Consider the following 26,027-nt stretch of genomic DNA (forward strand, 5'->3'; position numbering starts at 1 on the left):
CCGCGCCCTCGAACCAAGCATGGGTTGCGGCCTCACGGGCGGTCTGCTCATCCTCGAAGCCACGATCAGTGGGCTTCTCAAAGCCGCAGACATGGCACTGAACAGCGGCGGCGAAGCCACCATCATCCGTAATGAAGCTCAGGATGGATGCTGCATCGCAGGAACACTGTGGACAGACCCTCTGGCTCATGTGGCTCCTTCTTTCCGGCGATTACTGCTGATTGACGAGGCTCACACCTATGGTGGCGCTTCCGAGCCGGGATGATAGCGACAAATTTGTGCAAAGCACAATGGCAGAAGGTGTGAGGCCAGGGCAAGGAGGCACTGACATTACTCCCGCCGGTCGCGTTCGACGGCCTCGCGCCCCTCAGACAGAACGGCATGCAAACAGATAGCTTCCCGCGAAACACAGGGAGCCCATTAGGCTACAACGAGGACCGTGGGCTCTGATTTGATGTGGGCCGGCTCATCAGAAAGGGTTGGCCATCGGATCATAAATCGTATCTCATGCCGCCATGATCAACCAAGGGGAGTGTGCATGTTCTTCGTTGTGACGGGACAAGGGCTGAATGGGCCTCTCGCGGTGACCTGCGAGACGGCTGCCGCAGCGGTCGAGAAGGCCCGTGCTTTTATTACTGACGGAGCGCTCGACGTCCTCATCACTGATGCGGACGGGCGGCAGCATCCCCCGCACGACTTCCACCGACTCCTCCTCGAGACCCACTCCTGATAAGGCCTGTTCCGGCTTCGAAGCCGGAACAGGCGCCTGCAGAAGGCCTACCTGACGGCCAAGCCTAACCATTTGCCGAAGAGACGGCTCCTGTACTTCGCCATCGGAGCCAGTTGCATGAGCCGTCTCACCGCACTGATCGATTTTATCTCCCTGGCGGTACCGTTCCCATCCAACCTTGCAATCCGGCATAGAAGCTCTATATTCAACTCATCGGATTTTGGCCGGACAATCGGGTCGTTTCGCTTTTGACACTGTCAGGCGCACGTTCGGACTTTCTTACCATTACATCGACGAACCGGGTTGAGGCCGCGCTTTGGCGGGCCTTCGCCCACGTGCATCTGCGACAATCGCGAAAGGCTACCCCCATGATTACGGGCACAGTAAAATTCTACAACGAGATGAAGGGCTTCGGTTTCATCCAGCCGAACGACGGCAGCAAGGACGTGTTCGTCCATGCGACCGCTCTTGAGCGTGCTGGCATGCGCAATCTCGTCGAAGGCCAGAAGGTCTCCTTCGACACCGCCGAGGACCGCCGCTCCGGCAAAGTCGCCGTCAATAACATCGAGAATGCGTGATCCTCGATGATAGGCTCAGAACATTGTCTGTGCCGCTAAGCCTTGAAGCCGCTCCCGCGTGGGGCGGCTTTTTCGTTTGTGCCACCCGACACCCGTCGCGCTCGCATACGCGTCACGGCCCATCTTCAGGAGAAAAGAATGTCTCACAAGTATAAAGTTCATCAGTTGGTCCGCATCACCCATCCGAACTTCTCAGATAAGCGTGCCAGCTCAAGTGGCATCTACGAGGTGACCCGCCTCATGCCGGCCGATCAGACTGGTGAAGTTTCTTACCGCATCAAATCGGCCGGCTTCGGCGAGCGCGCCGTGCGCGAGAGCGAGATCACTGCAAGGGCCTCCGAGATTTGAACAGCGGCGAGGCCTTCTTCCACGGATCCCAGATCTACGATCCTGTCGCGCTGCTTCGACGAGACGATGAGGTCTTGTACATTGCTCGTGTTGGCATGAAGGCTTCACGACAGTTTATGATCCTCACACCCACGGGGGAACCCGCATGGCCGCATGAGCCCCTCGGCAGCCTCTCAGACATCGCCTGGGCGCTTCGAGCCCATGAATGGCACGACGTGGTGCCTGGATCCGTTGGACAGAATGAGCGGTTAGCCAAGACGCTGGCCCGCCTGCTGATTGAACGTGCTTAGGTGATTGAGCTACCAGTGGATGAACAGGTAACAGGACGGAGGAACCAGACGATGGCTGATCAACCGACCAATCTCGATGCTCATCGCGGCATGGCGGCCCAGAAGGCAACCGACCTTCGACGCCTCCGGGCAGAAGTCGAAGCCGATCAGGAAGCGCTGCGTACCAGACAAGCTGCCCTTGAGGATCTGCTGGCAGCCGCACCCGCCACCGATTGGCACGAGGCGGTCGAGAAGGCGCGCTATCTGCTGGGCCTCTTCGCACAGAGCTTGGATGCAAGCGATCAGCGCCGCCGCAAGCTGATCGACCGCGTGCTGGCCGACTTCGACCATTTGCTCGACAACCCGACACGCGAGTGAGACAATTTCACCCGCGAACTGACTGACAAACGCGTTTCATGATTCCTTGGGTCTTACTCGAAACGGCAAACATTCCGGGCGACCGGGGCGACTTGCGCCTAAAGAGGCGTGGGGCCGAGTTCTCCATCATGCTGGGCAGCAACGAGCTGATGAACAGCCGCCTCAGTGGTTCCGAGGAGGCGCTCGCCAGACTGGCCTGCCTGAAACTTCGGGGCCGCGAGCGTCCAAAAATCCTGATCGGTGGGTTGGGGATGGGCTTTACGCTTCGTGCTGCGCTCGCTGAACTCGGCCCAGATGCTCAGGTCACTGTGGCCGAACTGGTGCCCGCCGTCGTGGCCTGGGCCCGCGGTCCCATGGCCGAAGTATTCGGCGATAGCCTTTCCGATCCCCGCGTCAGCATCGTCGAAGGGGATGTCGGCGGCCTGATCAGATCGAGCCGGTCCACTTACGATGCAATTGTGCTGGATGTCGACAACGGGCCCGAGGGACTGACACGCACGGCCAATGACAGCCTCTACGACTTGTTGGGGCTAAGCTCCGCTCGGACAGCACTGACTCCCGGTGGCGTCTTTGCCGTCTGGTCATCGGCGCCGAATAGAGCCTTCACCCAGCGCCTCCGTAGGGCGGGATTTGGTGTGGATGAGGTCAACGCTCGCGCCCACGGAACACGTAGGGGCGCAAGACACACGATCTGGATTGCGACCAAACCGGCTGGCTAACCTGCGTCGCAGGCCCAAACCTGGAGAGGCAGTGCCACGTATCCTTTGCTATTTGGCCTGTGCCCGCTTGCGCAGCTTGCGGGATGCCTTGCGAAGCACGCGAGACAGGGCCTCAACGGAATAGGGCTTCTGCAACAGCTCGAACCCGTGCCCTCCCTCAGCTAGCACGTGGCTGTAGCCGCTCGTCAGTATCAGCGGCAGATCAGGGTAGAGCCGTTGCACGTGGCGCGCCAACTCCACACCGTTCATGCCCGGCATCACCACGTCCGAGAACACGATGTCATGGGCACCCGGAGACGCCGCCAACTTGTCGAGCGCCGCTTGCGCATTCTCGACCCACGTCGTGCGATAGCCCAACTCTTCCAGCGTCTGCGTCACGAAGGTGCCGACGTCGCGGTTGTCCTCGACCACGAGCACGCAGGTCCCGTACCCGTCTTCGGTGGTCTCCTCCTCTGGAGCGGCCACTCCAGGAGCGGCTATGACCCGGGGCAGGTACAGCGTGAATGTAGTACCCTGGCCAACCTCGCTCTCGACAATCACCTGTCCGCCGGACTGCTTGACGAACCCGAACACCTGGGACAATCCGAGGCCGGTGCCGTGGCCGACGCCCTTCGTGGTGAAAAACGGCTCGAAGATCTGATCTATCTGATCCGAAGGGATGCCTGAGCCAGTATCGGCGATCGAAATGGCCACGTAAGGGGCCTTGATCGCCGCGTGTCTGCGGACAGCGGGCATTGTCTCGGTCGGCTCTACGGTGATCGTGATCTGGCCCTCACCGTCCATCGCGTCACGCGCGTTGACCACAATGTTAATCAGCGCCGTGTCGAATTGGCTCGGATCGGCGCTGATGAAACACGGCTCATCGGGCAGGTATGTGATGATCTCGATCCGTGTCCCAGTCAGCGTACGGACCATATCGCTGAGCACATGAACTGCCTGCCCAGCGTCGAACGTCTCAGGTTTGAGGGCCTGGCGGCGGGCAAAGGCGAGCAGCTGGCTCGTGAGCTTGGCGGCTCGGTCCACGGTATCGGAGATCGCAGCGACATAGCGGGCCCGCCGCTCCTCCGGCAGGTTCGGTCGCTTAAGGAGGTCGGTCGACGATTTGATGACCGTGAGCAGGTTGTTGAAGTCGTGCGCCACGCCCCCCGTGAGCTGGCCCACCGCCTCCATCTTCTGGGACTGGCGCAGAGCCTCTTGCGCCTGGGCCAATGCAGCCTGCTCACGCAGCCGCTCGGTCACATCGGTCACGAAATGGTAGCAACCAATGCGTTCGCCGCATTCGTTGCGCAGCGTGCGGAACTTGATCTCGTAGTAAGGCTGAACTCGATCAGGATCGCCGTACTCCTCGATGACCGTGACCTCTTCGCCCGCAAGCCCGCGACCCCATGCGGCCCGCACTTGAGCCTGCTGGTCTGGTTGTCCGGCGAGGAGCTCGAGCATGTTGTCGCCGGCCCTCGGCCGCACGCCATAGATCCGCTCGAACTCGTCAGCGTTGGCATTGTTGATCGCCAGGATGGTGTAGTCGAGGCCGACCGCCATCACCATGATGTCAGTGCTCTCGATCATCGTGGCGAGCACGTTGCGCTCGGCCGTGCGCTTCGCAACCTGTTCTTCCAGTTCAGCATTCAGCGCCCGCAGTTCGTCTTGGCTGCGCCGGAGTTTGAGGTCCGAGCGGTGCCGCTCGATGGCGAGGGCGGCCGTCTGGGTGACAAAGGCGATGGCATCGAGGTCGGCGGTGGTTGGGGTGCGAGGCTCGCTGTAGTAGATGGCAAAAGTGCCCAACACACTGCCATCAGCAGCCTTGATCGGCGTCGACCAGCAGGCCCGCAGGCCATGGTCCAGCGCGAGGTCGCGAAAATCCTTCCACAACGGATCAGTGTTGATGTCGCTCACGTAGACGGCGGAGCCGCGAGTGGCGGCGGTGCCGCAGGAGCCAACCCCCTCACCGATCGTGATGCCGTCGATGGCCTCGTTGTACGCGACCGGCAGACTCGGGGCAGCGCCATGGCGCAGGTGCCGACCATCCTCGCTCAGGAATAGAATCGAGGTCAGCATCTGTCCGGAGGCCTGAGCCTCGACCGCGCGGAGTAGATCTTCGAGAACTTGAGTGAGCGGGACCCCGGCGGCGATCTGGCCGAGAACGTACCGCTCGCGCTCGATCAGCATCCTCGCTCGGTCCGCACCATCGCGGCGTCCGAAGGTTGAAGCGGTTTCAGGCACGTTCATGAGTCACGTTCATGATCCGGCACAGCGGGGGTCACCGATAGCGTCCCGCGCTCAGCCCTAGCTCTGGCCCTGTCCTCGTCCTGCTCGATCAGCAGGCGCAAGCCCGCTCGGACGACCTCACTCACCGAGGCATAGTCACCCTTGGCAACTTGGCTTGCCACGTACTGCGCAAGCGGGGCCGTCAAGGCGACATGGTGAGAGTATTTCGCAGCCATGGAGAACATATAAACGATGCCGACGAGGGTGTCACCATCCAACCACCCCGAGGGTGCGCAGCCCCTCCAGGTAGTGCGGTTTCACGGCATCTCGCGGGGAGAAAACCTGGATCGTCACGATGTCGAGCTTAGTTCAGGCCGCGCACATGGCGGATCTATCGGAAATCTCGGATCCCAGTCTCAAGCCGCTTCATCCTCATTGTCTTGACCGTCCGTCGCGGCTGGGGACGGGTCACCCTTCGACGCGCGCGGCGACTTGGCCAGGCTCTGGCCAATCAACATCTGCGCCTCAGTTTGTGAAATGCCATAAACAACGGAGATTTCGCGAGCGAGTGTCTCAAGAGCTGACTCATAGAGCTGACGCTCGCTGTACGATGGCTCCGTCTGCTCAGGAGAGCGGTAGAGATCGCGCAAGACTTCTGCGAGCATCATCAGGTCACCCGAATTAATCTTGGCCTCGTACTCCTGGCCTCTCCGGGCCCACAAGCCACGCTTGGCCCGTGCATGTTCGCTAAGGACCTCAAGCACCTTCTCGACGACGGCCGGTTCCACGATCTTGCGCAGGCCACTGCCCGCTGCCTTGGCAATGGGAACGCGCACCGTCATTTTGTCCTTCTCGAAGAAGATGACGAATACCTGAAGCTTGAAGCCGGCAACCTCCTGCTCCTCAATTGCAGTAATCCGGCCCACACCGTGAGATGCGTACACAACTGTCTCGTCGGCCTTGAATGCGAGATCGGCCTTTTTTATTGTCGCCATAAGGGGATTGCTTCCTTTGTCACTAACGTTAGTCAGCCAGGGCATTTCACTCGCACCAGGCAAAACGCCGTCGGAAGTAAAACGGTGATGAGACAAATTTTGTAAGACTTTGCTGCTTCAGCCGATCAACAACAGGCTTGGAGACCGATATCGACAAGCTTTTGCTGCATAAATCGTTCGGTCATCGGCGAGGATGTCAGCTCGGCGAATAACGAGGAGTGGCGTTCAAAGAAGCCATTCAGCGGCGCCTGCCTTGTCCTCCTAGGACTTGTTCATGGCTAATCCGGTGTGCCGTGGGGCCGATGACAGAGTCTTGGGTGTTTGCTCGATAACCCGGTTCAACTCACTTGCGTGCCTTTCGGGCGGCGTACCGGGCATCGCGGGCTGCCTTTTTCTCTGCTTCCAGAGCAAGCTGACGCTGAGCCGCCTCCACTCTCTCTAAAGCCTCGTTTGCCTCCTGAGCAATGCGCTGCTCATGTTCGGCCGCTTGGCGAGCCTCCTGCTTCGCGGTCTCGCGGGCCTGCTCGGCGATCTTGGCGGCCTCGCGTTCGGCAAGCCGCGCCTCACGGGCGGCGCTGACGGCTTGGCGAGCTGCTCTGCGCTCGGCCACAGCCGGATCGTCGGGTCCCGGCTTTGCCCGGACGCGCTCCAGCATGGCCTTGCGAGCGTTCGCAGCGGTGCTCAGCCGGTCTCCAAAGCCCTTGTCCCGGAAACCACTCATGCTCTGATCTCGCTCTCTCGGACAGCACGCTCTGTGATGCCCGATTTGATCCGGTACGAGACTTCGCCGGTCTCATCGGCCGGCATGAGCCGTACAACCTCGTAGATGCCGCTGCCACTGGTGCGGCTGTCCGAAATCGGCGCACGCACGAGGCGCACCATCTGTCGGATCTTGAATTTATGAAGCATGTTCGTTCTCCAGTGTGGAAGTGCATTGTGACAGTGCCACGACTGCAAACAAAAAGCCGCTCCCACGGGGGAGCGGCCTCGATGGCTCAGTGCAGGTAAGCCTACACCGAAGTGACTGGTTTTATGCGTTCTCGATGTTATTGACGGCGACTTTGCCGGAGCGGCGGTCTTCCGCGGTGTCGAAGGCCACCTTCTGGCCTTCGACGAGGTTGCGCATGCCGGCACGCTCAAGAGCGGTGGCGTGGACGAACACGTCCTTGCTGCCGTCGTTCGGCTGGATGAAACCGAAGCCCTTCATCTCGTTGTAGAATTTTACTGTGCCCGTAATCATAGGGGTAGCCTTTCGCGATTGTCGCAGATGCACGTGGGCGAAGGCACGCCAAAGCGCGGCCTCAACCCGGTTCGTCGATGTAATGGTAAGAAAGTCCGAACGTGCGCCTGACAGTGTCAAAAGCGAAACGACCCGATTGTCCGGCCAAAATCCGATAATCACTATATGGGTCTTTTCTATGAGAATTGCAAGTGTTGCCTGTTTTTACTTTGAATATGGGCCGATCCCGCTAGCAGAAGATGAAATCTGAAGAGAGAACTAGCGCATCTTGCGGACAAATTAGACCCAGTTTTCCGCGACCAGCGATGCCCCCGTTAAACCCAAACAAAGGGCCCGCGCGTTGGGAAAATGCCACGCATTGCGGATTTTCCGGCATATTCGCCGGTACTCTAAGCTCGCGACGCAACCAACCGACGTGCGAGGTGGCAGGCGGAACAACGTACCCGATCCGCTCAAGGTCTCAGCGTACGACACGTCCTTTATGGCTAGGTAATCATCGAGCCATCACTGCACTGGCCAGAGAAGCCCGCGCGTGCCATAAGTTCTCCATGAACACCGAACCCATGTACCCTTATTCACTAGAGGTCTTTCCCTGCGAGAAACCGGCAGGACACTTTCAGTGGGCTATTCGAGAGCGGGGCAGGCTGATCCAACGATCCGACCGGCTGCATCCATCCGAGCCTCAAGCCCGCGAGAAAGGGCAAGCCGAGCTTGAACGCCTGTTCTTCGGCGGCCGGGACCGACGGTAAAGTCAGTCCGAGCGACGCTGCGCAAAGGTAATCTCCGTGGCACCGACCCTCCCCAGGGAGGGTCGAAATCTTCAAAATGTCGCGCTTCCCATCGACCAGTTTGCCGGGCCCCGGACGGGAGTTCGCAGATCGGGTCCAATACACAACCACGTGCTCACGGCACCTGTCGCAAAGCTGGTTGTCCTGATCCCGTCTTAGTGACCGTTGCGCCATCTCCTCCCTTTGACCAATCAGCATCGTGGGATCCGGGGCGAGCGGACCGCCAATGGCCAGAGCTGAAACATGCCGCCATTCCAAGGGATGGTTCCACTCTTCCGAAGCCCCGTACCCTCGTGCAGGAGGGATTGTGGTGCAGTCGTATTGAGCGATGAAGCAACGGAGGCACGTGATGTAAATCGGCTTGAGCCGCGGATCCAAGGACACAATCAGGTTTCTACCGAAACCGCAGAAGAGTTCGCCGGGAAGGGCTAGGCATGAACTATTGACCCAAACCCTCTCATGCGAGGCTGTTGGGGACGTCCACCATCACAACCCGTTCAACGATGGATCCGCATGCACAGGCCGTAGTCCCGGGGTGGGAAAGACAGAGTCGCAACGGATCCCACGGTGCTCCTTACGCGGCTCCTAGTGGTGCAAATCTAACATTTGAGTACAATCCGTCACTTGGGCTCGTCCGATGGTCGTCCGGGCGGCAAACTATCGGGGCAGAGGGCAGCGATGCGCTCGGCAATTCCCGCGACTGGCAGGCAGGCATCAGGATGGTCCGCCATTATCGCTGCATATGGCATGCTGGGATTCTCAGCCTCCTCCGGCTTCTGGACAAAAGCGATGCCACCATGCCCTTTGATTGCGCGTAGTCCGGCCGCTCCATCCCCGTCTCCGCCACTGAGAACAATCCCGATGACATGCTCGCGGTAGATTTCAGCCGCCGAGAGGAACAAAGGGTCGGCGGCGGGGCGGACATGATTGACCTTCGGTCCCTGATCCAAACGGATGCGGCCCAACTCCAATGTCATGTGATGGTCAGGCGGCGCGACATAGACATGGCCGGTCTGGATCAGGGTGCCGTCGTCAGGATGCGAGACGGGAAGCCTGCCAACCGTGCTCAGGATTTGCGGGAGCAGACTGGGAAGAGGGCCGGTGTGCCAAACAATGAAGACGGATGCCGCGCACGGGTCTGGCAGGGCCGCAACGATTTGCTTGAGCGGCTCAAGACCACCAGCAGAGGCGGCAATCACGACAATGGGGTTCATGGCACCGCACCAACGTCCCACGACGCGGTAACGTTCAGCTTCTTGCGGAACCAAGTGTCGTTTCCATCCACTAGCGATGTTCATTCTCTTTCTTGGCTAGAGCAATCTTGCTGCGGGCTCGGCTTGTCTTGTGGCCGGCCAGATCCTTGATGAATGACGCCGCCCACTGTGAAACATCGGAAGCCCATAGAACGTTCAACATCGCCTGCCAGCGTGCGACCCGCTCCTCACGGCTCATGTGCAGCGCTTGCTGAATCGCCTCGGCTACTTCGACCTTGTCGTTCGGGTTGACAATGAGGGCATTGGTGAGCTCCTCAGCAGCTCCGGCAAATTTCGACAGGATGAGCACACCGGGATCCTGCGGGTCCTGCGCGGCCACGTATTCTTTAGCCACCAGGTTCATCCCGTCCCGAATAGGGGTAACGAGGCCGACCCGAGACAGTCGATAGAGGCGTGCAAGGACTGCACGAGAATAGGTGCTGGTTACATAGTGGATCGGCACCCAGCCTGGCTCACCCAAGGAGCCGTTGATCCGCCCCAGCGTCTCATTCACAACTCGGCTGAGGGTCGCGTACTCGGGCACTTCGCTGCGGCTGGTTGGGGCGATCTGCAGATAGGTCACCCGTCCCCGCTGATCCGGATGGCTGACGAGGAAGCGCTCGAAAGCCTCCATGCGCTCAGGAATGCCCTTTGAGTAATCCAGCCGATCAACCCCGATGATCAGCTTGCGCGACCCCAGACCGGCAATCGTCTGCTTCAGAAGCCGGCTTGAGCCAGAGCGTTGGGCGGCTTGCTGGAACCCATGGACGTCAATGCCGATTGGAGCGCTCTTGATGCGGACATGGCGGCTTCCGACGTCGAGAAGATCCGCCCCGCGGTGGACAGCGCCAACCTCCTGGACGAGGCTGCGTCTGAGGTTGTCGGCATCCCGCTCTGTCTGCACACCCACAAGATCATAGTCCGGGATGACGCGCAGGAGCTCTGTGCTGCCTGGAAGAGCTCCAAGCACTTCGGGAGCGGGCCAGGGAATATGATGAAAGTACCCGATGGGGTTGGTGATCCCGACCGCCCGCAGTTCGCTTGCAAGAGGGATGAGGTGATAGTCGTGAACCCAGACAAGGTCGTCAGGCTGGATCAGATGAGCCAGTGCACTGGCGAAGCTCCGATTGACCCGCAGGTACCCTGCGTAATCAGCCCGTGAGAACTCGGACAAACCAATCCGATAGTGCATGATGGGCCAGAGCGCCCGGTTGGCGAAGCCGTTATAGTATTCCTGCCGGTCGAGCGACGTCAGGTCCATGACGGCATACTGCACCTGTCCCTTATCGATGATTTTGGGCTGGGCCGCCGGATGGGCTGAGACCTTGCCGCTCCAGCCGAACCACAAGCCCTTGTAAGCCTGAAAGGCCTCGTGCAGGGCCACGGCTAAGCCTCCTGCAGCGGTTTTCCCAGTAGCGTCCGGAATAGCCACGCGATTGGAGATCACAACGAGCCGTCGCAAAGGCGTCTTCCTTTTTGTAGCATGCCGGAGGGTAGCCCAAGGACGAACACGCTAGCAAACACCGCACATTGGCTTGGTCAGGGAGGTAGAGGCCATTCTGGACCAGGACGCAGACAGCTTCTCATTTGGCTATGGTGGCTGAGGAGCGGGGTCGGCAGAGCTGACCCGAGTCTCTGACATGCTTCAACAGGCAAGCCACCGCCGCGGGCTTGCTCGCAGCAGGACCTGTGCCCTTGCTGCTTCGCTGAAGGTGACTGAATAGATTCATTACTTAGTATCGTTACGCCGCGTTCAGCTGGCACCCACCTCTGGCCGATAATGCGTTCACGAAGCCGATCACCTGAGAGAGCTTAGAGGGTTTCGTGAGAATGTCCCTCCAGGGCAAGGCTGCATCAGCTCCGCAGGACCTTTCACATAACTATGGGCAGGCCAACGCTCGTGATAAGCCCTCGCCACCTCCTCGGTCGGAGCCTCCGACTGCGAACGTCGGTCCATAGTGCATCGACAGCAATCCCGGCTTGCAGGAAGCTAAGGACCCGCCCTCCGCTAGCCGCTTCTGTGACCTCACACCGACCTCTTTGAGCCCCGCCACGGCTACCTCGCGGACGAAGACATCATCTTCTACGACTGGAATCTTCATGATCCTCCCCCCGCATTTTCATGGTCCTCCTGGCGCATAGAGGGCCTCCATGGACTACCAAATCTCCTCAACAAGCGTGTTGGGCTCCATAAAGGCAATTTGCTGAGAACCGTCTGCAGTCCCAGGGAGCCTTCCTCTCGGTAACGGCGATGTAGTGCTTCCGTGGACCACGTTAGGCATCCGGAACTCTGGAACGTTTGGAGAATTGAACACCCTCTTACCACGGCGAAGCTCGATTAGATGGCCAACCAAGACGATACCGACCAAGAGGAGTTGCTGGAGCAGCAGCGGGCCTTGGCAGAGTTCGGGGACTTCGCGCTCAAGACCGAGACCATCGATGACATCCTGAACAGGGCCTGTGAACTCATCAGCCGCGCCCTCGAAACCGATCTGGCCAAGCTCATGGAACTCCTGCCTGACGGTCGGACCTTCTTGGTCCGTGCGGGCGTCGGGTGGAGACCAAGGGTCATCGGAGAGGTCACTGTCACGGCGGCCAAGAACTCACCGGAGGGGCTGACCCTCAAGGAGGGGGCGGTCATCTCAAAGAACTCAGATGAGGAGGATCGCTTCGAGTACCACGACTTCATGAAGGAGCACGGGGTCAAGGCGTTCGTGAACGTGCTCGTGCTGAGCAGCAGCGGGCGTCCACCCTTTGGCGTCCTTCAGGTGGACAGCCGCGAACCCCGGGACTTCACGCAATCGGACATCGAGTTCCTCCGCAGCTACGCCAATCTTCTTGGCGCCGCCATCGAGCGCCTGCGGGTCGTGGACGAGCTGCGGGCGGCCGTGAGGGAGAAGGATCTTCTGATCGGGGAGCTCAATCACCGGGTGAAGAACACTCTGACGACGGTGCAGTCCATCGCCTCGCAGACACTGCGGAACGCGCCCTCGCTTGACCACGCGTCGAACGCCATCGAGAGCCGTCTCATCGCGCTGTCGCAGGTTCACAATGTGCTGACCGACCGGAGCTGGGCGCATGTGGCTCTTCACGACATTGTCGCGCAGGCCGTCGAGCCGTACCGCAGCCTCGGGGAGAACCGGATCCACGTACAGGGTACGAATGTACAGGTCCCGCCGCGCATGGCGCTACCGCTTGCGATGGCGCTCCAGGAACTGGTGACGAATGCCGTGAAATACGGTGCCTTGTCCAACGGAACGGGGCAGATCCGGGTGCACTGGACGCTGAATGGCATGACCACTCCCCCGCGCCTGCATCTGATGTGGCGGGAGATGGAGGGGCCACCTGTCCAGAGGCCCGTTCGCCGGGGCTTCGGCACGCGCCTCATCGAGCGCAGCCTGGCTCAAGAACTCGCGGGTGAGGTGCGGATCGAGTTTTCTGAGACGGGGGTCGTATGCTCAGTCAATGCTCCACTGGCGAGCTAAGGCGAACGACCGCTCCTGGCACGAGGCTGACGAAAGCCGAACTTCCGCAGACATCGGGCAAGCTGACCATCGTAAGGCCATGCCAAACGGCTCAGTTTGACCCGGTGCCGACCTTGGCTGCCCATAGTGCTAATCACAGCAGTTTTGCTAACTGGGGCCTTCGAGGCTTGGCCGAGGCGGCTTAGCACTGATACAGCGGCAGCGGGAAGTCACGCCGGTTGATCATGGCGCAGCTAAGTTTCACTTTATGATGCAGTTGGTCTGAGCAGTCACGGTTTAAGCTGGCTCAGACTTATAAATCTGTCACAGGCTTTCGCTCATCATGCAACGGCTCAGCCGACCGACCGAGCAGTTTTCCTTGGATACTCCGATCAATGATACGCAAGCGACCGAAATTCCTCGCCACCGGCATCAGGACGTGGCTCTTGCGAAGCCTTGGCCTGCCGGAGAACGAACGCGTCCCCGCAGCCATGATCCTGTCGCTGCTTGTGGCCTGTGTCGTTGTTCTCACGGTCAGCGCCACTCTCGGCGCATTCGTCTACACATATCGGGCTCAGCAGGATCTTCTGGCTCTCCGGACGGAAAGCCGTGACGTCCGAAGCGTCCAGTTGGCCCTGCTCGACATCGAGAGTGGTGCACGAGGCTATACCCTGTCCTCGCGGCCCGATTATCTTCAGCCCTATAGCGTTGGATCGCAGGCTCTCGATGACAACCGGGCGACGCTGGGCAAGCTTGATCGGTTCACGGCCGAGCTGTCCGGCAGTGCCCTGGGCACCCAGACCGTGTCTTCTCTCATCGCCCATCTCCGGTCCGAGCTGTCTAAATTGATTAGTGCGGCGCAACGTGGAAGCGCCAGTGGCACCGAGCAGCTCGCCCACCTCGACCGTACCAAAGCGACCATGGACACGCTGCGCCAGATCATCGGCCAGTTCCTGGCTGCCAGGGCAGGCGAGGCCACCAGGGCGGAAGACAATGTCGCTGTGCTGCAGAGGCTCCTTCTGGCGCTTCAAATCATCAGCGGAGTTGCGATCCTAACGGCGCTGTTCCTAGCCTTCCGCGGCGTGGTCAGCCAATCGCGAGCGCGGGCGGCTGCCATGGGCGAAGCGGTCCAGAACCGGGATCAGATCGGGCATCTGCTCTCGATGGCCGACATGTTACAGAGCGCCATGGGGTACGAGGACGCCAATGCAGTGTTGCGGGCGACCGCCGGACGCCTGCTGTCCGGTTTTGGCGGTGCACTCTACATCTTCAACAACTCGCGTGACCGGCTCGACCTCTCCACAGCGTGGAATGTCGATGGTGCCGAGATGTCCCACCCTCAGGTCATCTCGCCATCGCAGTGTTGGGCGCTGAAGCGGGGCAAACCCCACACCAATTGTGCAATCTACGGAGCGCTCCGCTGCAGCCATACACTCGATGGGCAGAGCGCGCTTGAAATCCCGATGCTAGCGCGCGGCGAGGTTTATGGCCTCCTGCAGATCTTCAGTGATGACCCGACCGGGGCGGATTTGGAAACCATCAAGCCGCTGGCGATTGCCCTGGCCGACAGCATGTCGTTGGCTTTGTCGAGCATTGCGCTGCGGGAGCGTCTCCGCAATCAGGCTCTGCGCGATCCTCTCACCGGGCTCTACAACCGCCGCTTCATGGAGGAGGTGCTCGAGAGCTTCGTGCTCCAGGCTGAGAGGCGGAACGCGCCGATGTCGGCGATCATGATCGACCTCGACCATTTTAAGAAGCTGAATGATCAGCATGGTCATGCCGTGGGCGATGCTGTGCTGCGTGATGTCGCCGCTGCCATAATGTCCGAGTTGCGCAAGAGCGACATTGCATGCCGCTACGGCGGCGAGGAGTTGATCGTCCTGTTGCCGGACAGTGATCTTGTCACTGCGCGCACAAAGGCGGAGGAAATCCGCAACCGCATCGCGGACGTCTCGCCGGTCGAAGGAGTCGCGGTGAGCGCATCCCTTGGTGTGGCGTCGATCCCGCAGACCTCGGCTAGTCCTGCAGATCTCTTAACGATGGCGGATGCTGCTCTCTACAAGGCCAAGCAGGAGGGACGGAATCGGGTCGAGACTGCGCCCGCACGTATGACGCTCGTTAAACCGTAAGGCTCCTGGTCGGGAACGCTGACGACCCGATTCGACGACTGAGCCTGTCGGGTTGTGGCTCGTTTCTTTTCATGTGCGTGACCGCTGCACCATTCGCGCTCCCGTGGCTGTGTCCCGATGAGCATTCAAGACATCAGCCTGCAAGGCTAGCAATTCGTCATTCGCACTGGCAGCTGCCGCTTCTGGCATGAGACAGACGAAAGCCCAACTTCCGCAGTCACAGGGTAGGCGGACCTTCACACGGCTACGCTCAACGGCTTAGTTTGACCCAGCGCAGACTCTCGGGGCGAACGTCCGGTGGCTCTCGGCGTCGCAATGTCAAAGACAGAAAGCCGTTCAGGCCAGCTCCGACAATCAGGAAAGGTGATCAGTCCCATTCCGTCGCTGAATTGGTTTTCAGCCGGCTTGGCTGGTAGGACATGGTTGAATCCGCTCGGTCTTTGGAGCCTGCCATGCCCCGCATTCCGTATGAGACTGTAGACGTCTTCACCGATCGCCCCTTCGGCGGAAATCCGCTTGCTGTCTTTACCGATGCGCGCGGACTCTCCGACGCACAGATGCAGGCGCTCGCGGCGGAGATGAACTACAGCGAGACAACGTTCGTCCTGCCAGCCGACGATCCGGCCAATGATGCCCGTGTGCGCATCTTCCATCGCACGGCTGAGATGCCCTTTGCCGGCCATCCCAATGTCGGCACGGCTTATGTGCTGGCGCGCCATGGCCAGGACCGCGACGGCGTGCTGCGGTTCGAGCAGAAGGCTGGCCTCGTCGAGATCGCCGTGGAGCGCGATGCGGCTGGAGTGGTGACAGGAGCGGTTATTGCCGCGCCGCAGGCCCTGTCCCTCGGCATGGAGTTGCCGATTGACGAGATCGCCACCTGCGTCGGGCTTTCAAGTGACGATATCGCTATAGCCGCCCACAAACCAGTGCAGGCCTCGGTCGGCGTCAAGTTCGTGCTGACGCAGGTCGCGCCGGAAGCTCTTGCCGGAGCGACACCCGATCTCACCGCTTTTCGCAAGCTCGTGCGGCTGCATGGCGATTTGGCCGGACGCTTGTCGCTGTTCCTCTATGCGCGTGACGGCAACACGATCCGAGCACGGATGTTCGCACCGCTCGCGGGCACCTGGGAGGACCCGGCGACAGGCAGTGCCAGTGCCACGCTGGGCGCACTGCTGCTCTCACTTGATGGCGGCGACAAGGCCGCCTTCACCATCACTCAGGGCGTCGAGATGGGTCGGCCGAGCGTGCTCAAGGTGACGTCCTGGCGCGCGGAGGACGGCTATCGGTCGCGCGTCGGCGGGAGTTGCACGCCGATGTTCCGGGGCGAGGCACTGCTTTAGACGACACGGCTGCTGAGAGCATCCCTTTGCGGGGTCACCCCGGCACACGGAAGCAAAGGTCACCAATTCATCTCGGCCTTGTAGGGGTAGGTTGTATATTTCCCTTCACGAACGAAATTCGGATAGCTTGGCATCGTGCTATGAGGTCTTAGAGTGCCATCCCTCGGACCTCGCGAGTGAAGCTGGAGCAGTCAGACAGGAACCCATAGGGAACGGCCATGAGTGAACTCCGTCGCGCTACCCTGAACGGCGATGTCTTCGAATACTCCGATGTCGGCGATGGTATGCCCCTTCTGCTCCTGCACGGAGCGCTCGGTGACCTCAGGACCTGGCAAGGACATCGCGAGACATTGTCAGACCGCTACCGCTGCGTCGGCTATACCCAGCGGTACTTCGGTCGCGCCTCTTGGCGCGATGACGGTCCCCCGTTCGGTATCGCCACGCATGCCGAGGACCTCATTGCACTCGTGGAGGCTCTTGGGCTTGCCCCTGTGTACCTCGTTGCTTGGTCCTACTCCGGTCATGTCGCCTTTCACGCGGCGCTGCGGCGCCCGGACCTGTTCCGACGTGTGATGGTCTACGAGCCGGGCGTGCCGAGCTATGTCACCGATCCAGAGGAACTGGCCGCCTTCGGGCGGGATGCCCAAGCCATCTACGGACCGATTGCTACTGCCGTAAACACTGGCGATCTGGAAGAAGCCGCTCGCCTGATGATCGACGGCTCCGGTGGAGATGGCTATTTGGACCGTCAATGTCCCGAATACCGAACCATCATCCGCGACAACCTTCACTCACTGCCGCGTCTGATGGCTCAGCAGCCGCCACCGAAGATCACCTGTGAGGATCTCGCGACATTGCGGATGCCGGTCTCGATTGCCCACGGTGGTCTGACGAGACCCGTCTTCGCCATCCCCTCCCTCGCTGCCGCACGGTGCATCCGTCATGCCCGGCACGTGGAAGTACCGGGTGTCGGCCATCTTTGGCCGCAGGAGAGTCCTCGCGGTTTCTCGGCTGTGGTCGAGGAACTCGATTGCACGACGTGAGGGAGGTAAAGCGACTGTGGGTGGCCTTTGCCAGCGAATGCTGGATCAAGCGGGACTCGGAATGGTCAGCTCCTGGCACGAGGCTGACCTTGGCTGCATTTCCGCAGTCATAGAGTAAGCTGACCTTCAAAGGGCCGCGCTCAACGGCTCGGTTTGACCCAGATCGGAAATTGCAGGCCCTGTTCAGGTCTGCTCGTGAGGGTCCCAGGGCGTGGTTACGTCGAGTGAAATCTATGGAAGATCGCTCTCGCCACTCTTTGCAACCGACATCCGAATGCGTTCGGCCACGGCTGGATCGATTGGGTTATAGACAACCAGGTTCAGGTCCGGTCGGCCGTCGACCGCAAATCCAGAGTATTCGAGCTCGATATCACCCAAAATTGGATGCTTCAGTCGCTTGGTTCCCTCGCTATGAGAAATCACTTCGTTCTCCCGCCAAAGCGCATCGAATTCCGGGCTTGCCCGACAGAGTTCGTCAACCAGTGCCGCAACCTCCGACGTTGCTCCGGCGCGCGCCGCGTCCGCACGGAATGCACCGACGACAAATCGGGCAATGGTGTCCCAGTCATGCTGGACGGTCCGGATCGCTGGATTGCAGAACAAAAGGCGCAGAATGTTCCGATCACCCGGGGCAAGATTGCCGTAGTTGGTCATGACTACCAAGGCAGCTCGGTTCCAGGCGACAATGTCCCAAGTGGCCGTGCGCACCAGAGCGGGGCTCGCGTCAAGAGTATCTATGAGACGTTGCAGGCGCGGACTGACCCCTTCCACGGAGCGGAAGCGGACCTCGGGCGGCCGGCCGAGACCGAGTATAAAGAGATGTTCGCGCTCGGGCTCAGTGAGCATCAGGCCATGGGCGATCCGGTTCAGAACGTCCGCTGACGGTGCCCCGCCGCGTCCCTGTTCCAGCCAAGTGTACCAAGTGGGGCTGATGTTGGCGCGCTGGGCCACCTCTTCGCGCCGCAGGCCGGAGTACGTCTGCGCCCGTAAAAGCCGAACGCCGCCGGATCAAGGCGTGTGCGGCGGGCGCGGAGGAAATGGCCCAAAGCATTGGTCGGTGTGGTCATGGCTTCCCTGTTGGCCATTATAATAGGATAAGCTCACTACTTTAACCGCATAGAGGGTAGCGCAATAGTCAGGTCCCGAGCAACACGGAGACCTCAAGATGCGTATCTTTCTGACCGGCGCGACCGGCTTCATCGGATCGGCCATTGTGCCGGAGCTCCTGAAGGCTGGTCACCATGTCATTGGTCTGACCCGCTCTGATGCTGGCGCACAGGCGCTTGAAGCGACGGGCGTTGAAGTTTATCGGGGAGCGCTGGAAGAGCCAGAGAGCCTGCGTCTGGGCGCGGCAAATTCGGACGCGGTCATCCACACGGCTTTCGACCATGACTTCTCTCGCTTTGTCGAGAACTGCCAAAAGGACAGCCGCGTGATCCAAGCCCTTGGCGAAGCCCTCAAGGGATCGAACCGCCCGCTGGTGATTACCTCGGGCACCGGACTGGGCAACGCTGAACTCGGAATGCTGGCCACGGAGGACGTCTGCAATACCGGGCATCCCAATCCGCGCGTCGCGTCCGAAATAGCCGGGAACGCGCTGCTCGAAGTCGGTGTCAACATCTCCGTTGTACGACTTCCCCAGGTTCATAACGCGATCAAGCAGGGTCTCATCTCACCTCTGATTGCGATTGCCCGGGAAAAGGGCGTCTGCGCGTATGTGGGCGAGGGGCGAAACCGGTTTCCTGCGGGTCATTTGCGGGATGTGGCGCTGCTCTACCGGCTTGCGGTCGAAAGAGCCAAACCCGGCGCGCGCTATCACGCTGTTGGCGAGGAAGGCATCGAGACCCGCGAGATCGCAGAAGCGCTTGGCCGAGGCCTGAAGCTGCCAGTCAAGTCGATCGCGCCAGAGGAGGCTGCTGAGCATTTTGGTTGTATGGCGAGGTTCGCAGGGCTGGATTTTCCCGCGTCCAGCGCAAAGACACGCCGAGCCCTCGGGTGGAACCCGACAGGTCCGGGACTGATCGCTGATCTTGATGCGATGAGGTACGATAGTTTGGCAGCTTAAAGGCCAGCATGGGAGAGCCGGTGCGCGATAGCAACTGGCTCTCTGCGGTACCGAAGCACTTCATGATCCCGCATTGTGCTAATCCGGCACCAAGTATCGTCGCACCATCGTGCGGATATGATCAATTGCGTGTCGGTCCTCCTCGCGCCCACTCGCTTCGAGTGCAACCACCATCTTGATCTGTTGCAGCACCATCACAGCCAGCCCAGGCATCACTGCTGGCGGCAACCGCGGCCTCGTCGATGCAAGCGACTGCTCAAGGCTCTCCTCCAGCCTGGCACGTGAAGCGAGCTTGCGAGATGTCTCAATGTCACGTCTGGCGGCAAGCGTGGGAAACGCAGGGTAACGGGCGAGAAAAGCCGTCAGCGTGTCAAACAGAGCATCCGACATGGCAGCCGGAGTGAGAGATTCCGTACCCAGGCCAGCCAAGGCTTGATCCAGTTCCTCCAGGTACTCGGCATGAACCTCGGCCGCGATCAATTCCTTGGTTGGATAGTACTGGTACAGCGAGCCGATCGAGGCACCGGCCCGTGTAGCTATCTCCGTCATCGTAGCAGCCTCATAGCCGCGCTCAGCAATCACCTGTCCAGCCGCTGCTCGCAGGGCAGCAGCACGGGCCTTGCCACGGGCGAAGCGGGGTGTGCGCCCCTCATCGGCTTTCGGTCCTGTTGACATATGTGAGGGTATCCTCATATTCATAATGTGAATGTTTCCTCATATTCATTAGCTTCATCGCCAACCGCAAGCCTCGAAAGGGCTGATCCGATGACACTTGGCCTCGATCCCCAAGCCACTGCTCTCCTGCTGATTGATCCGCAAAACTGGACCCTTGGCATGCCGATCCAGCCGCACCCGCGTCACGAGCTCGTTCAGCGGGCAGCTGCGCTAATAGAGGCTCTACGAAGTGCCGGCGGCACTGTCATCCTGACGCGGGCTGCGTTCTCAGGCGGCTATGCGGATATGCTCCGCACGCCCGTGGATGTCGAGCTGAGAGTGCCTGAAGGTGGAATCCCGGCAGCATCGCTCGCGTTCGATGATGAGATCGAGACAGCTGGCTACGATGTGGCGATTACCAAGCGCCAATGGAGCGCCTTTTATGGCACCGAACTGGACCTGCAGCTGAGACGGCGCAACATCGCGACGGTGCTGATCGGGGGTGTGATGACGAACTTTGGAGTCGAGTCGACAGCGCGAGATGCCTGGCAGCACAACTACAGCACCATCGTGGTCGAAGACCTTTGCTCGAGCCTTGCTGACGATATGCACCGCTTCTCGGTCGAGAAGATCTTACCGCGTGTGGCACGCGTACGTTCGCTCAACAACGTGCTGACGAACCTACCAATCGCCTAAACGTCCTGGATTGGTGCTGCCGGTGCCGATTGGGGCACCGGCAGCACCATTGGGAGGTCGCTTCCTGGCACGCCTGAGACCTTAGCTCCAAGGCTGCAGGCCTCATCGAACCGGGCGTTCCGAAAGCGCAGGGAACCCCGGGTCCTGATCCGAAGCCGACCCTAGCGCCTCCGGTGATCGCCCGCGACTGCTCAGACCTCGGGTGTTCGCTGTTCTCGGCTGTCTGAAAGTAGCCCTTCCGACGGGGACACATTCTCATAGCGCGGGCGCTGTTATCGGTCTTTTCCCGGTTTGAGCCCTGCGCCCGCGCCAATGTGAGCCTACCGGTTTGTCATGAGCGCTACAGCGTCCGCGCCAGCAGGCAGACGCATCGGGCAGGTCGGATCCGTCGCGGCCCGCCAAACCGCTTCGGCAACATCCCTCGCGTGAGTGACCGCTCCTGCATCCTGCTGCCACGACGTGAAGACGCGTTGCGCCAGCTCCGCATAGGCATCAGGGATGCCGCTCTGGAGCCGAGCCCTTGCATTTTGTCCGAAGGATGTATCCGGCGCCCGTCCCGGGAGGACGATACGCACATGCACGTTGAACGGCTCAAGTTCCAGGGCCAACACTTCTGTGAAGGCGTTTACGGCAGCCTTGCTGGCAGTGTAGGCCGAGAGAAGGTGCAACGGCTTCAAAGTCACACTCGATGTGACGTTCACGATGGTTCCTGACCCTTGCTCTCGGAGATGTGGCAATATCGCTTGGGTCATAGCCATCGTGCCAAAGGTGTTCGTCTCGAACGTCTCGCGGATGACATCCATCGGTGTGCCCTCAAGGGCATTCAGCCAACCGATCCCGGCATTGTTCACCAAGACATCAATCGGCCCGGCTGCATCGACCACTCGCTCGATGCTAGATTGGTTGGTTACATCAAGCGGGAGAATCCGCAGGTGGTCAGACGCAGGCAGGACATCCTCTCGAGGCGTTCGCATCGTTGCGATGACGGACCAGCCGCGGTCGAGAAAAATTCGCGCCGTCTCCAAGCCAAACCCCGACGAGCATCCAGTGATCAGGACAGTTTTCATGAAGCCTCCTGTTGTAGGACGGTCACAACTAGCCGAGCAAAGTAGGACGCGCTACAGTCCGGAGTCCGTTGTTCATTTGCAGGAGTCCGAATTTGGGGGATCCTTTAGCTGAGGTCGTCAGCCTTCTTCAACCTCGTGCCTCTTACTCGAAGGTGGTTTCGGCGGCAGGGTCTTGGCGGGTCCGGCGCGCTGAAGCCGGGCGTCCCTTCTACTGCGCGATCCTGGAGGGATCCTGCCTTCTGGAGGCTCGGGGCCATGAGCCCATGATCCTGGAGAAGGACGATTTCGTTCTCATCCCTTCGGCTTTTGATTTTGCCACTTCCAGCCTTGAGCCGCCTCCTGGCGGCATGGTCGACGAGCCCGTTCAACTGCGACCCGGAGAGTTCAGGGTCGGCCGCCAGGATGGGCCTTCCGATCTTAGGATGCTCATCGGGTATTGCACCTTCGGATCGGGTGATAAGACCTTGCTGGTCTCGCTCCTGCCTCAACTGCTTCATGTTCGTGGGGAGGAAAGGCTGACTTCGCTCGTGCAACTCGTCGGCGACGAAGCACGTGAGCACCGACCGGGACGTGACGTCATTCTGGCCCGTCTTTTGGAGGTCATGCTGATCGAGGCGCTCCGATCGACGACGGGTGGTGCGATATCACCGGGTCTAGTGCGAGGGCTCAGCGATGAGTGCCTGGCCAAGGCTCTCAGGCAGATGCACGCCCATCCAACCCTGCCGTGGACGGTCGGTCGGTTAGCCAAGGAGGCAGGTCTGTCCCGCTCCGTGTTCTTCGATCGGTTCGGTCGCGCAGTGGGTGTCGCTCCCATGGAGTATTTGCTTGGTTGGCGCATGGCACTGGCCAAGAATATGCTGCGCCGGGGTGAAGGCGGCATCGCACAGGTCGCCGAGCGTGTTGGGTACGGGTCTGCCAGCACGTTTAGCGTCGCCTTCACCCGCCATGTCGGACTGCCGCCCTCGCACTATGCGCGCTCCGACGCGCCTAGCCACGAGGATCTTCATTAGGGACAACGAAGCAAGAAAACCTACCTCCGATCCGATGCATGACACGTGCTTTCAATCGAGCGGATCCTCACGAGGGTCGGCTTCTGGCAGATTTCGTTGAAAAGGTCCTCGTGATTGGCGGTGGATCGTGATTCCCTGGTCGGCATTCTCAGCTAAGGATCGGGCCATGATGGGCCATTCCCTTGGTCGATGTTTCGAACTCATTGACACCTGTCCCAGAAACAGCAGCGCATCAATCTGCCAACCTCCGTGTCCGAACGGTCGGCGACCTCCGCCGACAGGGCAGCGGAGGTCGTTCAATGCGGGTGGCTCAGCCTGCCGCCCCAGACCTTTGAGGCGATCCGACCGGGATCAAGCCAGTGGCGCATCAACAGACGCGTACACCTTGATCTCCTGGAACTGCTCGATGGCGCGAGGGCCACACAGCACGCCGACGCCGCTCTGCTTGAAGCCGCTCTCCTCAAAATGCTCAGAGATCACGCCCCAGCAGTTCATCCAGATCGTGCCAGCCTGGATGGCCTTGCCGACACGACGGGCGCGAGCGGCGTCCGCGGTAAAGACGGATGCAGCAAGGCCGAACTCCGTCGCGTTGGCACGGAGGATCGCATCGGCTTCATCGTCGAACACCTCGAAGGTCTGCACCGGGCCGAACAGCTCATTCTGAATGACGAAGCAGTCGAGCGGCTGCACCTCGATCAGTGTCGGCTTGTAGAACGCGCCACCGGCCAGTGGCCCCTCTGTGACGGGCCCGCCGCGCACCAGGATCTTGGTGGAGGCCGCCGCCTCAACTACGAGTTCGTCGACCCGCCTGACGCTTGCCTTGTCGATCAATGGCCCGAGCTGCGCATTGGGATCCTCGCTCTCGCCGAGCCGGACATTCTGATAGGCCTCGATCAACGCTTCCCGGAGGGCGTCGGCGATGCCGCGCTGGGCGAGAACACGCGAACCCGTGCAGCAGAACTGCCCGTTCATCACGACCAGAGCCGTAACGATCTGCGGGACGACGACGCTCAGGTCCGCGTCGTCGAAGACAACCAGGGGCGTCTTCCCGCCCAGTTCAAGGTTGAGCCGCTTCAGCGTCTTAGCGCCATTCTCAGCGATGATCCGCCCGACCTTAGTGCTGCCCGTGTAGCTGATCGCGTTCACCTCGGAGGATTCGACCAGCATTTCCGCACCGATGCTGCCGCTCTCGGTGATGACATTCAGCGCGCCGGGCGGGAGAAGTGTTGTCGCCGCCACCGCCTCGGCGAACAGCGCATTGGTCAGCGCGGTCTGGTGCGGCATCTTGAGCACGACGGTGCATCCCGCGGCAAGAGCCGGGCCGATGGCGCGAATGGAGAGGACGATCGGCGAGTTCCAGGGCGAGATCACGCCGACCACGCCCATCGGCTCGGGGTCGGAGTGGAAGTACACTCCCGGAGCCGTCTCAAGGGCCCGGCCGCCCGTCTGAAGCATGGCGCTCGCGGCGGAATAGCGGAGCCACTCGACCGACCCTTGCAGTTCCCACTGCGTCTGAGCGAGCAGCTTGCCACCCTCCCGGCTGAGCATGAGCGCCATTTCAGCCCCTGACGCCTCAATCCGGTCGGCCAGCTCAAAGAGGGCGCGAGAGCGCAGGCTCCGGTCTCGCGACCAATTCGTTGTATCGAACGCAGTACGGGCAGCTTCGATCGCCTGACGCGCTTCCTCAGGGCCGATATCGACATAGCGGCCGAGCGCCTTTCCGGTCGACGGGTTGATCGTCTCTCCGATTGTGCCTCCATCGTTCCAGGTGCCGTTGATCCAGTTCGGACGCGGTTCGGACTGGGTTGAGAAATGCGGGGTCGAGAAGTGTTGGGTCATGGCTTTGGTCCTTTGGGATCTCCGCGGTCACCGGAGGTGAGATCAAGCCGTGAGCGGGATCCGGCATGATCATCAGGCTGCATTGGGCATCAGGGCTTTCATCCATCGGCGCATCAGCCATAAATATATGTGTGAACGATCATTTATATAATGTCAAATGCTCGTCTTCCGTCAGCTCCGATGGAGCCGGGTCAAGAGGTCAGATGCAGGCTTTCCGCAACTTGGCCATAATAGCGATCAAGCAGGATCGCGCCGTCAGAGGGGGAAAAGACATAAAGGCGCATGATGCCTTCGAAAACAAGGGACAGGCGTTCGCCGACGGCGATCGGGTCGATGTCGCGGGGCACACGCCCTTCATCCCGGGCAGCAAGAATGCTGCGTTGCAGAACCTGGATGAGCCCGACCTCGGAGCGGCGAAGCATGGCGGCGACTTCCGGGTTGCGCGCACCCTCACTCGCGATTTCTACGCGGAGAACCGCGATATCGTGACCTTCCTTTGTCAGGAAAATATCGCTGAGGGCCCCTTTGACAGCCGCTGGGCCTAGATCGCTTGCCCAGAACCGGACGATCATATCGTGATGGCGCTCCAGGTCCGCCTCGATCAGCGCGAGAATCAGCGCCTCCTTGTTAGGAAAGTATTGATAGATGTTAGCGACGCTGACGCCGGCGGCCGCGCTGATCTCGGCGATGGAAGAGGCATGAAAGCCGCGCCCAATGAAGCATATGCGTGCGCCGTCGAGAATCTGGGCCATACGCTCGTGACGGGCCTGCTCATTCACCGGGCGGCCGCGCTGGACTGGGTTCTTGGTCTTACTCATGAAACATGATATATATGAATGAGCGGTCGCTTCAAGAATTATCTACCCTAGCGTTATTGTCAGCGCTCATTCCACATTGCGTTTTTGGTTGCTGCCCAAAGAAGGCGGTATCACCAGTTGGGGATGTCACATTAACTGAGTATAGCCGTTGGGCTGACCGACAAGTCAGCTTTTGCTAAGTCCAATTCCTTGATCTTCCTCGGTATGAGAATTTCTCCTTGACGAGTACGGGGTAGTATTCGCCGTTAATGTGACATCCCCCTTCGGTCCGTCTAGGCCAATCTTCACCCCTCCCCGCTAAACCCTCCCCATGCCCTACTCCCGAGACACCACCGCCGACCCACACAATCGTCCAATAATCTCCGAAGCGCGGCCCCATTGAAGCCAAGGTTGGCTCTA

Annotated in this window: 25 protein-coding genes and 1 pseudogene; 13 read left to right on the top strand and 13 right to left on the bottom strand. The window is 60.4% G+C overall.

What is annotated here, in order from left to right; genetic code table 11:
* Positions 1–19: 19 nt before the first annotated feature.
* From U0023_RS33580 to U0023_RS33605, 6 genes are all read left to right on the top strand, one after another.
* Positions 20–265 carry a hypothetical protein gene (locus tag U0023_RS33580; protein ID WP_040638596.1) on the top strand — a complete coding sequence of 82 codons (246 nt, stop codon included), beginning with the start codon at positions 20–22 and terminating at the stop codon, positions 263–265.
* Positions 266–538: 273 nt separating this feature from the next.
* Positions 539–730, top strand: coding sequence for a hypothetical protein (locus U0023_RS33585; protein WP_009762605.1), 192 nt, complete (start codon positions 539–541; stop codon positions 728–730).
* 368 nt (positions 731–1,098) lie between these two features.
* Positions 1,099–1,308 carry a cold-shock protein gene (locus U0023_RS33590; protein ID WP_009762606.1) on the top strand — a complete coding sequence of 70 codons (210 nt, stop codon included), beginning with the start codon at positions 1,099–1,101 and terminating at the stop codon, positions 1,306–1,308.
* Between the two features lie 138 nt (positions 1,309–1,446).
* Positions 1,447–1,656: a hypothetical protein gene (locus tag U0023_RS33595; protein ID WP_009762607.1), complete on the top strand. Its 210-nt coding sequence runs from the start codon at positions 1,447–1,449 to the stop codon at positions 1,654–1,656.
* Between the two features lie 341 nt (positions 1,657–1,997).
* Entirely contained in the window at positions 1,998–2,303 is a 306-nt protein-coding gene (locus U0023_RS33600) for a hypothetical protein (RefSeq protein WP_009762608.1), read from the top strand.
* A 38-nt stretch (positions 2,304–2,341) separates the two neighbouring features.
* On the top strand, positions 2,342–3,022 hold the full coding sequence (locus tag U0023_RS33605; RefSeq protein WP_009762609.1) for a spermine/spermidine synthase domain-containing protein: 681 nt from the start codon (positions 2,342–2,344) through the stop codon (positions 3,020–3,022).
* Between the two features lie 48 nt (positions 3,023–3,070).
* On the opposite strand, the gene U0023_RS33610 is transcribed toward U0023_RS33605, so the two are convergent.
* The 8 genes from U0023_RS33610 to U0023_RS33645 all read right to left on the bottom strand — a co-directional run bounded on the left by U0023_RS33610 (position 3,071) and on the right by U0023_RS33645 (position 10,965).
* Entirely contained in the window at positions 3,071–5,248 is a 2,178-nt protein-coding gene (locus U0023_RS33610) for a GAF domain-containing hybrid sensor histidine kinase/response regulator (RefSeq protein ID WP_154661081.1), read from the bottom strand.
* Positions 5,245–5,472: a type II toxin-antitoxin system ParD family antitoxin gene (locus tag U0023_RS33615; protein WP_322883914.1), complete on the bottom strand. Its 228-nt coding sequence runs from the start codon at positions 5,470–5,472 to the stop codon at positions 5,245–5,247. The genes U0023_RS33610 and U0023_RS33615 overlap by 4 nt, the downstream gene beginning before the upstream one ends.
* A 171-nt stretch (positions 5,473–5,643) precedes the next feature.
* Positions 5,644–6,222, bottom strand: coding sequence for a CarD family transcriptional regulator (locus U0023_RS33620; RefSeq protein ID WP_040638598.1), 579 nt, complete (start codon positions 6,220–6,222; stop codon positions 5,644–5,646).
* A gap of 343 nt (positions 6,223–6,565) precedes the next feature.
* Positions 6,566–6,943 carry a DUF6481 family protein gene (locus tag U0023_RS33625; protein WP_009762612.1) on the bottom strand — a complete coding sequence of 126 codons (378 nt, stop codon included), beginning with the start codon at positions 6,941–6,943 and terminating at the stop codon, positions 6,566–6,568.
* Entirely contained in the window at positions 6,940–7,131 is a 192-nt protein-coding gene (locus U0023_RS33630; RefSeq protein ID WP_009762613.1) for a hypothetical protein, read from the bottom strand. The genes U0023_RS33625 and U0023_RS33630 overlap by 4 nt, the downstream gene beginning before the upstream one ends.
* 121 nt (positions 7,132–7,252) lie before the next feature.
* On the bottom strand, positions 7,253–7,462 hold the full coding sequence (locus U0023_RS33635) for a cold-shock protein (protein ID WP_009762614.1): 210 nt from the start codon (positions 7,460–7,462) through the stop codon (positions 7,253–7,255).
* Between the two features lie 1,408 nt (positions 7,463–8,870).
* Positions 8,871–9,464 carry a chemotaxis protein CheB gene (locus U0023_RS33640; protein ID WP_009762615.1) on the bottom strand — a complete coding sequence of 198 codons (594 nt, stop codon included), beginning with the start codon at positions 9,462–9,464 and terminating at the stop codon, positions 8,871–8,873.
* A gap of 70 nt (positions 9,465–9,534) precedes the next feature.
* A complete protein-coding gene (locus U0023_RS33645) occupies positions 9,535–10,965 on the bottom strand; it encodes an alpha,alpha-trehalose-phosphate synthase (UDP-forming) (RefSeq protein WP_052600559.1) in 1,431 nt (476 codons plus the stop codon).
* Between the two features lie 880 nt (positions 10,966–11,845).
* Here U0023_RS33645 and U0023_RS33650 point away from each other — a divergent pair.
* The 4 genes from U0023_RS33650 (at position 11,846) to U0023_RS33665 (ending at position 17,479) form a co-directional block, all read left to right on the top strand.
* Positions 11,846–12,988: a sensor histidine kinase gene (locus U0023_RS33650; protein WP_009762618.1), complete on the top strand. Its 1,143-nt coding sequence runs from the start codon at positions 11,846–11,848 to the stop codon at positions 12,986–12,988.
* 374 nt (positions 12,989–13,362) lie between these two features.
* On the top strand, positions 13,363–15,096 hold the full coding sequence (locus U0023_RS33655) for a diguanylate cyclase (protein WP_009762619.1): 1,734 nt from the start codon (positions 13,363–13,365) through the stop codon (positions 15,094–15,096).
* A gap of 452 nt (positions 15,097–15,548) precedes the next feature.
* Positions 15,549–16,436: a PhzF family phenazine biosynthesis protein gene (locus U0023_RS33660; protein ID WP_009762620.1), complete on the top strand. Its 888-nt coding sequence runs from the start codon at positions 15,549–15,551 to the stop codon at positions 16,434–16,436.
* A 218-nt stretch (positions 16,437–16,654) separates the two neighbouring features.
* Positions 16,655–17,479: an alpha/beta fold hydrolase gene (locus U0023_RS33665; RefSeq protein WP_009762621.1), complete on the top strand. Its 825-nt coding sequence runs from the start codon at positions 16,655–16,657 to the stop codon at positions 17,477–17,479.
* 231 nt (positions 17,480–17,710) lie between these two features.
* Here U0023_RS33665 and U0023_RS33670 read toward each other — a convergent pair.
* Positions 17,711–18,546 (bottom strand): annotated as a pseudogene (locus U0023_RS33670) (helix-turn-helix transcriptional regulator).
* Between the two features lie 98 nt (positions 18,547–18,644).
* Between U0023_RS33670 and U0023_RS33675 the strand changes: the two are divergent.
* A complete protein-coding gene (locus tag U0023_RS33675) occupies positions 18,645–19,544 on the top strand; it encodes an SDR family oxidoreductase (RefSeq protein WP_009762623.1) in 900 nt (299 codons plus the stop codon).
* Positions 19,545–19,622: 78 nt separating this feature from the next.
* On the opposite strand, the gene U0023_RS33680 is transcribed toward U0023_RS33675, so the two are convergent.
* On the bottom strand, positions 19,623–20,243 hold the full coding sequence (locus U0023_RS33680; protein ID WP_083861416.1) for a TetR/AcrR family transcriptional regulator: 621 nt from the start codon (positions 20,241–20,243) through the stop codon (positions 19,623–19,625).
* A gap of 66 nt (positions 20,244–20,309) precedes the next feature.
* On the opposite strand from U0023_RS33680, the gene U0023_RS33685 reads away from it, so the two are divergent.
* Positions 20,310–20,894 (top strand): isochorismatase family protein, encoded by a 585-nt coding sequence (locus U0023_RS33685; protein WP_009762625.1) that lies wholly within the window; start codon positions 20,310–20,312, stop codon positions 20,892–20,894.
* Between the two features lie 320 nt (positions 20,895–21,214).
* On the opposite strand, the gene U0023_RS33690 is transcribed toward U0023_RS33685, so the two are convergent.
* Positions 21,215–21,961 (bottom strand): SDR family oxidoreductase, encoded by a 747-nt coding sequence (locus tag U0023_RS33690; RefSeq protein ID WP_009762626.1) that lies wholly within the window; start codon positions 21,959–21,961, stop codon positions 21,215–21,217.
* A gap of 92 nt (positions 21,962–22,053) precedes the next feature.
* Here U0023_RS33690 and U0023_RS33695 point away from each other — a divergent pair, with 92 nt between their 5' ends.
* Positions 22,054–22,971 (top strand): AraC family transcriptional regulator, encoded by a 918-nt coding sequence (locus U0023_RS33695; protein ID WP_009762627.1) that lies wholly within the window; start codon positions 22,054–22,056, stop codon positions 22,969–22,971.
* A 351-nt stretch (positions 22,972–23,322) separates the two neighbouring features.
* Here the strand turns inward: U0023_RS33695 and U0023_RS33700 are convergent, their stop codons facing one another.
* Positions 23,323–24,810 carry an aldehyde dehydrogenase family protein gene (locus U0023_RS33700; protein ID WP_009762628.1) on the bottom strand — a complete coding sequence of 496 codons (1,488 nt, stop codon included), beginning with the start codon at positions 24,808–24,810 and terminating at the stop codon, positions 23,323–23,325.
* 191 nt (positions 24,811–25,001) lie between these two features.
* On the bottom strand, positions 25,002–25,628 hold the full coding sequence (locus tag U0023_RS33705; protein ID WP_009762629.1) for a TetR/AcrR family transcriptional regulator: 627 nt from the start codon (positions 25,626–25,628) through the stop codon (positions 25,002–25,004).
* Positions 25,629–26,027 lie beyond the last annotated feature (399 nt).

Source organism: Microvirga lotononidis, from assembly GCF_034627025.1.
Lineage (GTDB): Bacteria > Pseudomonadota > Alphaproteobacteria > Rhizobiales > Beijerinckiaceae > Microvirga > Microvirga lotononidis.